The organism is Verrucomicrobiia bacterium, from assembly GCA_026414565.1.
Taxonomy (GTDB): Bacteria; Verrucomicrobiota; Verrucomicrobiia; order Limisphaerales; family Fontisphaeraceae; genus Fontisphaera.
In genome coordinates, this window is sequence record JAOAIT010000005.1 from 25,388 (window position 1) to 38,454 (window position 13,067).

The following is a 13,067-nucleotide window of genomic DNA, read 5'->3' on the forward strand; positions in this document are numbered from 1 at the left end:
AAGAAGCCGGCCTTGGAGCCGGCTTTTTTTGGTGCACAGATTCAGGGATTTTGGCAGGCTGCTTTGCTGGAAGTGGGCCAGGCAATTAAGATTCGGGGATGGCGGGCAGAGGCGGAGGGGTGAGGGCGACGCATGGAGTGGCGAAAATGGCAGACGATGAGAAAGGCGTGAATGGTGGAGCAAAGTGCCGCACGGGGAGCAGCGGCGGGCCGGGGGTTTTCATGGGATTACTCCGGGGGTGGCTGTTATTGCAGTTGCTCACGGGCTTGAGCCGGGCTGACGATTCGGGGACGGGACAAGTTACGCCGTGGCAGACTGCGCCCAATCAAGGATGGGGGTTGCTATCGGCCTTGAAGGAGAGAGGGTTTTCGCCGCGAGTGGTGTATATCAGCGAGGGATGGTGGAATACGACGGGCGGCCGGGAGAGCGGCGGGGAGGTGGATGCGCTGCTGCGGGCGGAGATGCGCGTGGAGACGGAGCCGACATTGGGCTGGGCTGGGGGGATGTTCCATGCCTGTCTGCTGGTGCCGCATGGGCGCAGTTTATCGGCGCGGCGGGTGGGGGATCTGATGATCGTCAGCGGTATAGATGCTCCTGATGGTTGGCGGTTGCACGAGATTTGGTATGAGCAAAAACTGGCGCAGGAGCGGCTGGCTTTACGGGTGGGGCAACTGGCGGCCGATGAGGAGTTTCCCGCCTCTGTACATTCGCTGCCGTTCATTCATTCATCTTTTGGCTGGCCGGCCTTGATGGCTTTGAACATGCCCACGCCAGCGTACCCGTTTGCGGTGCCCGGGGTGCGGTTGGGCTGGCAAATCAGCGACAAATTCCACTGGCGTCAGGGGCTGTATGCGGGGGATCCGCTGGCTTATCATGCGGACGGGCGATTGCGCAACCGGCGGGGAGTGGAATGGTCATTCAATCATGGCGCTTTTTATCTGAGCGAGTGGCAATGGCATAACGAAACAGGAGCGGAGGGGGTCAAGCCGTGGCGGGTGGCTCTGGGGACTTTCTGGCACACGGGACGATTTTCCCATGCGCGGTTGGACGACACGGGGCTATCGTTGGCGGATCCGGGCTCCAGCGGTGTGCCGATGGAAAAGGACATGAATTACGGCTTTTATCTGGCGGCGGGGCGCATGTTCTGGCAGGAGGCGGCTGATGCCGCCCAGGGATTGGAGTTGTTCATGCGGGTGGCGGGCAGTCCGGCTGATCGGAATCCGATGGAGTTCTATCTGGAGGGTGGGCTGGTGTACACGGGGTTGCTGCCGGGGCGCGCCAAAGACAAACTGGGGCTGGGGGTGGTCTATGGGCAGATGTCGCGCGAGGTGCGCCGGCTGGCCCGCGAAGAGCGGGAGGCGGGAGTGGAAGTGGCGGCGCTGCCGGATTTCGAGGCGGCGGTGGAGGTTACTTATCATGCGGTGCTGACCCGGGTGTGGATTTTACAGCCGGTGGTGCAGTGGATTATTCATCCGGGGGGCTCGCGGGAGCTAAATGATGCGGTGGTGGTGGGAGTGCGGAGCGTGCTGGATTTTTAAGGTGGGTGCGGGTGTTGGAGGAGGGGGGTGCGCTGCGGCGAGGGGGGGCAAAGCTGGGAGGGGCTCGTTGACTGCTTGAGGATGGGGTGCTGGTGAGCGGCCGAGGGCTGGGGCGTTTTCTGGACAAGGGGGGCGGTTGCGGATGAATTTTTATTTGCTTAAGGCCGAAGCCGTTACATAATACTGGGCTGAAATCCGCCCCTGTGGGGCAATCTTTGTGAGCTGGAAGGGGGGCTGCCGCCCGGTGCAACGGCAGCAGTGAATCCAAAACCCAAGAAGGAATGAAGATGAAGAACATTCGTTTGGCGGCGGTGTTTCAAGCAGCCCTCTGGCTGGGAGGGCTGATGATGGCGTTTGAAGTGCAGGCGGGCCGGTTGTATGTGCCCAACGGCTCCTTTGAACAACCGCGGACAACTTTTGCGGATCCGCGGTTGGAGGCGTGGCAGAAGACGCCCAAGCCATTGTGGTTTGTGGAGGATCCCCAGGATCCGGTGCGGCAATGGTTCAACCTGAGCGGGCAATTCTTGAACGTGGGGACCAATGATCCGGCGTACATAGACAACGTGCACGGGGCGCAGGCGGCTTTTTTGTTTGCGCTGCCGGACGTGGGTCTGTTTCAGGAGCTGCGGTGGCCGGCCACGGAGAACGCGCCGGCGGGGGAGGCGCGGTATCGGGCCGGGCGGGCGTATCGGTTGAGTTTGGGGGTGATGGGGGGCGGGGGCGCGATGGTGCAGGGGGTGCGGCTGCGGGTGGCGTTGTATTACACGGATGCGGCGTCCAACCGGGTGCCGGTGACCTCGCTGATCATCACCAACACGGCGCAAACGTTCAGCAACTTCAATCATTTCGTAGAGTTTTCGTGTGTGACGGCGAAGGTGTCGCCGCAGGATCCGTGGGCGGGGCAGGTGATCGGGGTGGAGATTATGTCGCTGGCGGGTTTTGATAACATGGGGGGATATTGGGATGTGGATCACGTGCGCGTGGAGGAGGTGATACCGGTGCCCAACGGGTCGTTTGAACTGCCGGCGACGCCGTTTGTGGATATTGCGATCACGGGTTGGGAGAAGACGCCCAAGCCGGTCTGGTTTGATGAGGGGCAGGGTTTTTTGTGGGCGCAGCTTACGGGGGTGTTTGTGAATCCGGCCTCCACCAATGCGGAGCATACGCCGAACATGGAGGGCGCGCAGGCGATCTGGCTGTTTGCGGTGCCGGAGGTGGGGCTGCGGATGGATCGTTATGCGCGGGATTTGCTGGGGCAGCGGCCGACACCGGAATTTGATGCGGTGTATGAGGTGGGGCAGGCGTATGAACTGACGGTGGCGGTATTTGGCGGCGGCGGGGGGATGACGAACGGGGCGAGCATGCGGATTGGTTTGTATTATTTGGATGAGGCCACCAACCGGGTGCCGGTGGCAGCGACGGCGATTGTGTACACCAATGCGGTGTTTGAGCGATACTTCCGGGATTACAAGGTGTGGGTGCCGACGGTGAAGCCGACGGACGCGTGGGCGGGGCGACCGATGGGGATCGAGCTGATGTCCACCACGGGGTTTGACAAGCAGGGGGGCTTTTTTGACATCGACAACGTGCGGCTGAGGGCGGTGCAGGAGCCGCAATGTCTAACGCCGCGGGTGAGGCAGGGGCAGTTTGAGGTGGTGGTGCGGAGCGAGCCGGGAGAGGTGCTGGAGGCGTTGACGACATCGAATTTGCGGACGGCGCCGGCTGGGTGGACGTCGGCGGGCCGATTGACGAATCAGACGGGGCATGTCATGTTTTCCATGCCGGTCTCCGGGTCCGGGGCCGGATATCTGTTGCTGCGACGAGAGCCGTAAGCTGCCGGAGAGTGCCGCAAGATGAGATGCCGCCCACACCCGAGCTGGCGGGGCGGCTTCACCCTGGTGGAGCTGCTGGTGGTGGTATTGATTTTGGCGGTGCTGATGGCGCTGGTGCTGCCGGTGCTGGCGTCGGCCAAACAGGCGGGGCGCAAGGCGGTGTGCATTTCCAACCTGCGGCAGATTGGGCTGGCGGTGCAGGCGTATGCGCATGATTATGAGGGCCGGATTCCTTTTGGGCCCAAGGCGCCGCCGTTCACCAGCCCGGCCAGTTTTTATCCGTCCACCGGCTCGCCCACCAGTCTGTTATCCATCCAAAACGGGGCGGTGGCGGGTTTGGGTTTGCTGCTGGCGGAGTATCTGGCCAGCACGCCCAAGGTGTTTTTCTGTCCGGCGTCGGATCAGCCCCTGGATGCGGAGGTGGAGCTGGAGCGGGTGGGGCGGACGCAGGCGCAGAGCAGTTATTATTACCGGCACGGGGGCAACACGAGGTTGTTTGACACGCCGGGGGCGCCGTTGCCGGAGGCGCCGGTGCTGGGGCGGCTGGGGTATAACCGGAATGGGGAGCCAATCCGCGCGCTGGCGATGGACACGCAGTTTCTGAGTCCGGAGGATTTGGCGACGTTCAACGTGAAACCGCGCACGCATCACCGGCAGCAACTGGTCAGCATATTGTTTGCCGATGGGAGTGTGGCGTCCCGCTCGAATCAGGATGGACGTTACACGGTGGATGTGCGGGATTACAGCGACATCCGCGACGCGTTCAGCCGGATTCTGCGCGCCCTGGAGCAGGCGGACAAGGCCCAGTAAGGGACGATCAGGGGGTGCGGGGCAGGGCCACCTTGCCGGTGCGGGTGAGTTCCAGCACGCCGAAGGTGCTCATGAGGGCGATGAATTTTTCCACCTTGCTTTCGCCGCCGGTGATTTCAATGGTCAGAGATTTGGGTTGAACGTCCACGATTTTGGCGCGGAAGATGTCGGTGATTTGCATCACTTCGGAGCGGGTTTTGGCATCCACCTTGACCTTGACGAGGGCGAGTTCGCGGTCCACGTATTCGCCGTCGCGGAAATCAATCACCTCGAGGACATTGATGAGCTTGTCGAGCTGTTTGATGATTTGTTCGAGGGTGGCATCGTCGCCGCGGGTGACGATGGTCATGCGGGAGATTTTGGGGTCCATGGTGGGCGCCACATTGAGGGTGTCAATGTTGTAGCCCCGGCCGCTGAAGAGGCCGGCCACGCGGGTGAGGACGCCGAACTTGTTTTCCACCAGGACGGAGATGGTGTGTCGCATAGGGTTCAGTTTGTCAGCAGGTTGATTATGTCAGGACTTGTTGCGCATCCGGTCTGCTGGCGGAGCGGGGCTTGCGGGCGGCCTGAAAATCAAAAACCCGCGTCTCTCCTGGAGACCGCGGGCGGCCACGAGGCAAGCACACCAAAGCTCCGGGCCGCGTCAGTCGTTGCCGACTACGCCTACGGCGAAACGCAGCTTGTGTTGCTCTGCCAACATGCGGGGCTGAACATACAGGCGGTTGGCGGGGCGGTCAAATGAAATCCATCTAAATCGCGGCGAGGCAGCGGCGGCAGAGGGTGGGATGGTCGGGGTGGGTGCCGACGTCGGATTCCCAATGCCAGCAGCGCTCGCATTTTTCGCCGGCGGCCTTGTGAACTGACATGGCCAGGGAGGCGTCTTCGGCCAGGTGCAACTGGGAGACGTTGAGGAGCTCGCGGAGGTCTTCGCGGAGGTGGGCCAGGCGGGCGTAATCCTCGTGGCCCAGCGTGAGGCGGACCTGGGCGTCGAGGGCTTTGCCGATGAGTTTGGCCTGGCGGGCCTTTTCCAGTTCGGCGAGGGCGAGTTCGCGGACGGCGAAGAGGCGCCGCCAGAGGAGGCGCTGGTCTTCGGGGAGGGGCACGCCCTGGGGCTGCCACTGGCTCAGGTGGACCGAGGCGGCGGGGCGGCCGGGGAGGAAATCCCAGGCTTCGTCGGCGGTGAAGACGAGGATGGGGGAAAGCAACTGGCAGAGGCTGGTGGCCAGGCGGTGGAGGGTGGTTTGGGTGCTGCGGCGGCGGGGGCTGTTGGCGGGGTCGGTGTAGAGACGATCCTTCACCAGGTCATGGTAAATGGCGGAAAGCTCGACGGCGGCGAACTGGCTGAGTCTTTGGTACACGGTGTGAAATTCGTAGGCTTCATAGGCCTGGAGGACTTCATTTTCCAGGGAGGCCAGCTCGTCCAAAATCCAGCGGTCCAGGCCGGTGAGCTGGTCTGGGGGGACGGCGTGCTGCGCGGGGTCGAAGTCGTAGAGGTTGGAGAGCTGATAGCGGAGGGCGTTGCGGATGACGCGGTAGGTTTCGCCGACTTTGCGGATGCGTTCGTCACTGACGACGATGTCATTGCGGTAATCCTGGGAGGAGACCCAGAGGCGGACGACATCGGCGCCGTGGTCCTTGATGTATTGTTCGGAGGTTTGGGGCTTGAGGTAGCCGCCCTGGCCCTGCTTGCTTTTGGAGATTTTTTCGCGGTCGGCGTCCACCATGAAGCCGTGGGTGAGCACGGTTTTGAAGGGGGCGGCGCCGTGGGCGGCGAGGGAGAGGAGGAGGGAGGATTGGAACCAGCCGCGATGCTGATCGGAGCCTTCGAGGTACACGTCGGCCTGCCAGTCGTCGGGGTGGTCGGGCGGTTGGCCGTGGCGCAGTTCGGGGCGGCGCATGAGGACGGCGCGGGCGGAGGAGCCGGAGTCAATCCAGACATCGAGGGTGTCCATGGATTTGGAGGCGGCTTCGGGGCCGGCCCAGTCGTCGGGGCGGAGCAATTTCCAGAGGTCTTCGGCGCTGGTTTCAAACCAGATCTGGCTGCCGTGTTTTTCGATGAGGCGGGCGGCGGCGCGGACGATGCGGGCGTCGAGGATGGGCCGGCCGTCGGCGTCATAGAACGCGGGCAAGGGGACGCCCCAGGCGCGCTGGCGGGAGATGCACCAGTCGGGGCGGGATTCGACGGCGCCTTTGATGCGGTTGACGCCCCAGGCGGGGACCCAGTGGACGCGGTCAATTTCGGCCAGGGCGCGCTGGCGGAAGCCCTGGTGGTCCACGCGGATGAACCACTGGTCCATGGCGCGGAAGATGACGGGGGTTTTGCTGCGCCAGCAGTGGGGGTAGCTGTGATGGTAATTTTCCTGGTGGAGCAGCAATTTGCGGGCGCGCAGCTCGTGGAGGACGGCTTCGTTGGCCTCGCTTTTGCCGGGTTTTTCCAGGATGGATTTGCCGAGCATGGCGGCGGGCATTTGCTGCTCGGCGGGGAGGTCGGGGGTGTGGGTGAAGCAGCCGTCGTCGTTGACGGGGGAGTAGATGGGGAGGCCCTCGCGGAGGCCGAGGAGGTAGTCTTCCATGCCGTGGCCGGGGGCGATGTGGACGAAGCCGGTGCCGGTCTGGTTGTCCACGAAGTCATCGCCGGGGAGGAGGCGTCCGGTGCGCTGGCAGAAGGGGTGCTGATACACCAGCTCTTTGAGGTGCTCGGGGTAGAGGGTGCGGACGATCTGGTAATTTTCCCACTGGCATTTTTCCGCCACGGTGGGCACGAGCATGGTTTCCAGGATGTAAAGCTCGGCCTCCACCTGGACGACGGAGTAGGTGAAGGCGGAGTTGTAGGCGACGGCGAGGTTGGCGGGGAGGGTCCAGGGGGTGGTGGTCCAGATCAGCAGGAAGTTGCCGGGATGATCCACGAGGGGGAATTTGACATAGATGCTGGGGCTGAGGTGGTCTTGATATTCCACCTCGGCTTCGGCGAGGGCGGTGCGGCAGGGGATGCTCCAATAGACGGGTTTTTTGCCGCGGTAGATGAAGCCTTTTTCCACGAGGTCGGCGAAGAGGCGCAGTTCATCGGCCTCATATTGCTGGTCGAGGGTGAGGTAGGGATGTTCCCAGTCGCCGAGGACGCCGAGGCGTTTGAATTGCTGGCGTTGGAGATGGATGAATTTGCGGGCGTAGGCGTCACATGCGCGGCGGATGGCGGCGGGGTCGGTGGCAGCCTGGCCGGTCTTGCGCAATTCCTGAATGACCTTGAATTCGATGGGGAGGCCGTGGCAGTCCCAACCGGGGACGTAAGGGGCGCAGAAGCCGCGCAGGGATTTGTAACGGATGAGGATGTCCTTGAGGGTTTTATTGAGGGCCGTGCCGATGTGGACGTCGCCGTTGGCAAAGGGGGGGCCGTCGTGGAGGACAAACTTGGGGGCGCCGGCGCGGGCGCGCATGATTTGGTCGTAAAGGCGGGTGGTTTCCCAGCGCTCAAGGCGCTCGGGTTCGCGGGTGACCAGATCGGCCTTCATGGGGAAGTCCGTCCTGGGCAGGTTAAGTGTTGTCTTGTAATCCATCGTGCATCCTTCCCACTCAATCGGGGCGCGACGCTATCATTGGACGCGAGAAAACTCAAAGGGGAAAATCAGGCGGCGCCGGCGGCGGGGCAGCCGGAGAGAGGCGGGATGGCCAGGGGGAGGTGAGGGGGGGAGGGCGGTTAAAAGCGCACGCGCTCGAGGAATTGAAGGCTTTGGGGGATTTGTTCAGCGGCGGAGGGGGATTCGTCCTCGATGAAGTACCATTTCACCTTGGCGCGGCGGGCGGCGCGGAGCACTTCGGGATAGTTGACCTGGCCGGTGCCGAGGATGACGTCGTTGGACACATCGGTGCTGCCGGAGAGGCTGCCGCGCTCGACGCCTTTCTTCAAGTCCTTGAGATGGATCAGTTCCCAGCGGCTGCCGTATTTTTGGAGCCATTTGGCGGGGTCCTGGCCGGGGAAGAAGACCCACAAGACATCCATTTGAAAGGCGACGAATTCTGGTTTGGTTTCTTTGAGCATGAGGTCCATGAGGGTTTCATTCTGGTAGGGATGAAACTCATAGCCGTGGACGTGGTAGAAGAATTTGATGCCTTCCTTGGCGAGGGCTTCGCCGGCCTTGTTGAACACGGCGATGGCGGCGCGGGCCTGGGCTTCATCAAAAGGGGGTTTATGCGGAATCCAGGCGCAGCCGGCATATTGGAGGCCGAGGATTTTGGCTTCCTTGATGACTTCATCAATTTTATCGCGGTATTGTTCGTAGCTGAAGTGGCCGGCAATGGGGACGAGGCCGTAGCTATCGAGGAGTTCCTTGAAGCGTTGGGGGTGGAGTTTGTAGGTGCCGGCCAGCTCGACGTATTTGATGCCGTAGTCCCGGACTTTGGCGAGCGTGCCGGGCACGTCTTTGGCGAACTCGTTGCGGAGGCTGTAAAGCTGGAGGCCCACTGGACCGCGGAAACTGCTGCCGATGCCGACCTGTTTTTCCTTGGGGGCGGGAGCGCCCCAGAGGGCGGTTGCCATCAAGCAGGCCAATGCCGTGGTGGAGGAAATCATGGATGTTTTCATGCCGGCGCAAGACATATCACAAAATCGGGTCTTTGCAAAGAATAGAAGTGAGGGGGGTGGAGCGGAGGCGGGGCATGGCCAAAAAAAGGAAAAAAAAGGCTTGTCAAAGCGGGTGGGCTCCTTATGTTCGCCCGTTGCCTGAGCCCCGCGGGTGCGGGAGCTCATCAGAGGCTGAGAAATGAGCGGTAAACGAGCAACCTAACCTTCAACCTCCGTTGCCGGAGCAACGCATGGCCGGTTAGGCAGCGGAGTCTTCCGGGGCCCCGAAGGTCCCGACAAGTCTCCTTAAACAAACCACAAAAAACGAATGGCTACGAACGCCGAGTTTGCAGAGTTATTGCAGCAGTATGATCGTCCCCTGCGGGCGGGGGACATAGTCGAAGGCACGATCATCGAAGTGCGTCCCAAGGAAGTGCTGGTGGACATTGGGGGCAAGAGCGAGGGGATCATTCCCGCCACGGAATTCATTGAGTTCGACAAGGTCAAGGTGGGGGACAAGATTCCCGTGCTGATTGAGAAACTGGAGGATAAAGAGGGCTATTTGCACATCTCCAAGGAGAAGGCGGAGTTCAAGCAGAACTGGGAGCGGATCCTGGCCATCGCCAACGAGGGGGCGACGGTGACGGGGGTGGTGAAGGCGGCGGTGAAGGGCGGATTGATTGTGAATATTGGGGTGGAGGCCTTTCTGCCGGCCTCGCAGGTGGACATAACGCCGCCGCGCAATTTGCAGCAGTTTGTGGGGCAGACGATCACCTGCAAGGTGGTGAAGGTGAATCAGGAGCGGCAGAACGTGGTGTTGAGCCGGCGCGAGCTGATTGAGCAGGAGCGCAACGAGCGGCGGGCCAAGCTGCTGGCCGAGATGATGCCGGGCGACATTCGCAAGGGGACGGTGAAGAACATCACGGACTTTGGCGCGTTTATTGATTTGAACGGGCTGGACGGGCTGTTGCACATCACCGACATGAGCTGGGGCCGGATCAATCATCCCTCCGAGATGCTCAAGGTGGGGCAGGAGATTGATGTGGTGGTGCTGGAGGTGAACCGGGAGAAGGAGCGGGTGAGCCTGGGTTTGAAGCAGAAGATGCGCAACCCGTGGGACAACATCGAGGAGAAATATCAGGTGGGCCAGAAGGTCAAAGGGAAGGTGGTCAACCTGGTGCCGTATGGGGCGTTTGTGGAGCTGGAGCCGGGGGTGGAGGGGCTGGTGCATGTGACGGAGCTATCGTGGACGAAGCGGATTGCGAAGCCGTCGGATGTGTTGAAGCCGGATCAGGAGATCGAGGCGGTGGTGCTGGGGATCAACCGGGAGGAGCAGAAGATCTCCCTTGGGGTGCGGCAGCTTGAGACCAATCCGTGGGACAAGGCGATGGAGAAATACCCGCCGGGGACGCGGGTCAAAGGGAAGATACGGAATCTTACCAGCTACGGGGCGTTTGTGGAGCTGGAAGAGGGGATTGACGGGATGGTGCACGTGTCGGACATCTCGTGGACGCGGAAGATCAATCATCCTTCGGAGGTGCTCAAGAAGGGGGATGAGGTGGAGGCGGTGGTGCTGGAGATTGACAAGGCGAATCAGCGCATTGCGCTGGGCATCAAGCAGCTCACCAGCGATCCGTGGGAGCACATTGACGATTATTACAAGGTGGGCGATCTGGTGACCGGCAAGGTGACGAAGCTGGCCAGCTTTGGGGCCTTTGTGGGGCTGCAGCATGACATTGACGGTCTGGTGCACATCTCGCAGGTGAGCGAGGAGCGCGTGGACAAGATCAAGAACGTGCTGAAGGTGGGCCAGGAGGTGACGGCGCGGGTCATCAAGATTGACAAGGCCGATCGGCGCATTGGCCTTTCCATCAAGGCGGCCAATTACTCGCCGGAGCAGCTCAAGGCCGAGCAGGCGGCGCTGGACGCCCTCAAGCCGGGCGAAGACCTGGTGGCGTTGCAGCATGCCTTCGAGGCCGCGGACGAGGAGCGGCGGGAGCAGGAGCAGCAATAAACGGCCTGCTCCGGGGATTGCAGCCCGGTGGACTGGCGACAGTCCACCGGGTTTTTGTTTGGCGGCGGGGCGGCGAGGCGGGGGGCGGGATGGCGCCATTTCGGCTTTGCGCGGTTTGGCCGGGGTGTTAATAGATGGGCATGAAGCCGAAGTTTTTGTGCCATACGTTTTTGGCGTTGCTGGCAGGGGTATGGGTGGTTGGGGCGGCGGAGAAGCTGGATCGCGGTCTGGTGGCCCTGCCGCGCGGCGAGGGCCATGTGTATGTGGGATGGCGGTATCTGGCCGGGGATCCGACAAATTTGATGTTCGAGGTTTATCGGAGCGCCGCGCCGGAGGGGCCGTTTGAGCGCCTGGCCATTGTGCGGGAGACGAGCAATTACGTGGATTTGCTGGCGGGGGATAAAACGTGGTACTACACGGTCACGCCCTATGGGGAGGCTCCCCAGGCGGCGGCGGCGGTGAAGGTCAATGCGGGGGAGGCGCCGCGGCAGTATGTGTCGCTCAAACTGCAGGGGAGTTACAAGGCGCAGAAAATTGGGTTGGGCGATTTTGACGGGGATGGCCGGCTGGATTACCTGGTGAAACAACCGGATTTCAACACTGATCCGTACCAGCAACCGGGATACTGGAAGAAGAGCGAGACTACGTACAAACTGGAGGCTTATCGTCATGACGGCACCTTTTTGTGGCGATATGACATGGGGTGGGCGATTGAGGCGGGCATCTGGTATTCGCCGATTGTGGTGTATGATGTGGATGGGGACGGGCGGGCGGAAGTGTATTGCAAGGCCGGGGAGGGGGATCCGCGGGAGCCCACCGGCCATGTGCGCACCGGGCCGGAGTATTTGGTGAAGCTGGATGGGCTGACCGGCAAGGAATTGCAGCGGGTGGCGTGGCCCAGCCGGGAGGGGATGGAGGATTATAATTACTACTCACGGAATCTGCTTGGGGTGGCGTATTTGGATGGCCAGAATCCCAGCCTGATCGTGATTCGGGGCACGTATCGGTTGATCAAGGTGCAGGCGCTCAATGCGAAATTGGAGCCGATATGGTATTGGGAGGCCAGTGGAGAATACCAGTCATACCGCGGACAGGGGATGCATGGGATGCATGCGGCGGATGTGGATGGGGATGGGCGGGACGAGATCATCTTGGGTGCCGCGGTATTGGATGACAACGGCAAGGGTTTGTGGAATACACGCAAGGGGCATCCGGATGTTTGTTATGTGGCTGATATAGATCCGCATCGTCCGGGGCTGGAGATTTTTTATGGGATTGAACCGGGGCGGCAGAGCAACACGGTATGCCTGGTGGAGGCGCGGACGGGCCAACAGATTTGGGGCAACCCGGAAATCACGGTGCATGTGCACGGGCAGGGGATGGTGGGGGACATCATTCCAGAGGAGCCGGGGATGGAGTGCTACGCGGGGGAGGCCAAGGGGGGGAGCAATTACTGGCTTTATGCGGCGAGTGGGAAGTTGATTCACAAGGAAGATCTGGGCGAGCTGTCGCCCAAGGCCATATACTGGTTGGATGGCCCGACGAAGATGATGGCGCTGGGGGGTGGCCGCAACGGGCGGATTCTGCGTTATGGGGGCGAAAAGGTGGGGGAATTCCAGGGTACCATCATCGGGGTGGCGGATTGTCTGGGGGACTGGCGGGAGGAATTGATCACGGCGTTGGAGGGGGAAATCCGGATTTACACGACCACCACGCCGTCCAATTACCGGCGGCCCTGCCTGCTGCAGGACCGGCTGTACCGGAATGACGTGGCGGTGCAGACGATGGGGTATTTTTATCCGCCGCAACTGAGCGCCCCGTTGAATCTGATGCCCCAGGTGCCGCGGTGAGCGGCAAGGATGGCCAAGAGGGGGAGAAAAAAGGCTGTTGCCAAAATGGATTCTGCGGCCTATAAGTTTTAACAACAGCCCAAAGAACCGATTGCATTCCATGAATGTTGGGTGCCATGCATCAATGGGAAGGCAGTTTTGCATGTGTGCAGCAAACTGTTGTGGCGCAGGAGATTGGAGCAGTCCCAAAAATGAATGCACCCTGATTTGTGGCGGCCGTCGGCCCGGGTTATATTGAAGTCGAAGTTGTAACACTCGCGTAACAAAAATCCTCCCATGAAAAGCATTTGCAGTTTGTTGTGGGTAAGTGCTGCTCTGGTGGCGCAGGCGGCGTTGGTGGGGCCGAACGGGTATCAGGAGAACTTCAGCACGCAGCCTGGGGTGGGGGACTGGAGCACGTTGAGCATGAGTGGGAGTTCGACGTCCAGCGGGGTGAGCAATGATTTGGTGAGTGCGGCGCAGGCG

Annotated in this window: 9 protein-coding genes; 6 read left to right on the plus strand and 3 right to left on the minus strand. The window is 61.5% G+C overall.

Features of this window, described 5'->3' with window-relative positions; all coding sequences use genetic code 11:
- Positions 1-146: 146 nt before the first annotated feature.
- From N3J91_00595 to N3J91_00605, 3 genes are all read left to right on the plus strand, one after another.
- A complete protein-coding gene (locus tag N3J91_00595) occupies positions 147-1,538 on the plus strand; it encodes a carbohydrate porin (protein MCX8154943.1) in 1,392 nt (463 codons plus the stop codon).
- Positions 1,539-1,825: 287 nt separating this feature from the next.
- Positions 1,826-3,370: a hypothetical protein gene (locus N3J91_00600; GenBank protein ID MCX8154944.1), complete on the plus strand. Its 1,545-nt coding sequence runs from the start codon at positions 1,826-1,828 to the stop codon at positions 3,368-3,370.
- A 21-nt stretch (positions 3,371-3,391) separates the two neighbouring features.
- Positions 3,392-4,180 carry a DUF1559 domain-containing protein gene (locus tag N3J91_00605; protein ID MCX8154945.1) on the plus strand — a complete coding sequence of 263 codons (789 nt, stop codon included), beginning with the start codon at positions 3,392-3,394 and terminating at the stop codon, positions 4,178-4,180.
- Positions 4,181-4,187: 7 nt separating this feature from the next.
- On the opposite strand, the gene ilvN is transcribed toward N3J91_00605, so the two are convergent.
- The 3 genes from ilvN to N3J91_00620 all read right to left on the minus strand — a co-directional run bounded on the left by ilvN (position 4,188) and on the right by N3J91_00620 (position 8,759).
- Complete coding sequence (gene ilvN / locus N3J91_00610; GenBank protein ID MCX8154946.1) at positions 4,188-4,664, minus strand: acetolactate synthase small subunit; 477 nt, start codon at positions 4,662-4,664, stop codon at positions 4,188-4,190.
- Between the two features lie 265 nt (positions 4,665-4,929).
- Entirely contained in the window at positions 4,930-7,734 is a 2,805-nt protein-coding gene (gene ileS / locus N3J91_00615; protein MCX8154947.1) for an isoleucine--tRNA ligase, read from the minus strand.
- 140 nt (positions 7,735-7,874) lie between these two features.
- Positions 7,875-8,759, minus strand: a complete 885-nt coding sequence (locus N3J91_00620; GenBank protein MCX8154948.1) for a sugar phosphate isomerase/epimerase — start codon at positions 8,757-8,759, stop codon at positions 7,875-7,877.
- 307 nt (positions 8,760-9,066) lie between these two features.
- Between N3J91_00620 and N3J91_00625 the strand changes: the two genes are divergently transcribed.
- From N3J91_00625 to N3J91_00635, 3 genes are all read left to right on the plus strand, one after another.
- Positions 9,067-10,752 carry a 30S ribosomal protein S1 gene (locus N3J91_00625; protein ID MCX8154949.1) on the plus strand — a complete coding sequence of 562 codons (1,686 nt, stop codon included), beginning with the start codon at positions 9,067-9,069 and terminating at the stop codon, positions 10,750-10,752.
- Between the two features lie 140 nt (positions 10,753-10,892).
- Positions 10,893-12,602, plus strand: a complete 1,710-nt coding sequence (locus tag N3J91_00630) for a silent information regulator protein Sir2 (protein MCX8154950.1) — start codon at positions 10,893-10,895, stop codon at positions 12,600-12,602.
- A gap of 276 nt (positions 12,603-12,878) precedes the next feature.
- Positions 12,879-13,067, plus strand: a 189-nt coding sequence (locus N3J91_00635; GenBank protein MCX8154951.1) for a hypothetical protein, incomplete at its 3' end; no start/stop codon positions are given.

Coding starts and splice junctions, on each gene's coding strand:
- N3J91_00595 (MCX8154943.1), top strand. CDS start 147: ATGGCAGACGATGAGAAAGGCGTGAATGGTGGAGCAAAGTGCCGCACG.
- N3J91_00600 (MCX8154944.1), top strand. CDS start 1,826: ATGAAGAACATTCGTTTGGCGGCGGTGTTTCAAGCAGCCCTCTGGCTG.
- N3J91_00605 (MCX8154945.1), top strand. CDS start 3,392: ATGAGATGCCGCCCACACCCGAGCTGGCGGGGCGGCTTCACCCTGGTG.
- ilvN (MCX8154946.1), bottom strand. CDS start 4,664: ATGCGACACACCATCTCCGTCCTGGTGGAAAACAAGTTCGGCGTCCTC.
- ileS (MCX8154947.1), bottom strand. CDS start 7,734: ATGGATTACAAGACAACACTTAACCTGCCCAGGACGGACTTCCCCATG.
- N3J91_00620 (MCX8154948.1), bottom strand. CDS start 8,759: ATGAAAACATCCATGATTTCCTCCACCACGGCATTGGCCTGCTTGATG.
- N3J91_00625 (MCX8154949.1), top strand. CDS start 9,067: ATGGCTACGAACGCCGAGTTTGCAGAGTTATTGCAGCAGTATGATCGT.
- N3J91_00630 (MCX8154950.1), top strand. CDS start 10,893: ATGAAGCCGAAGTTTTTGTGCCATACGTTTTTGGCGTTGCTGGCAGGG.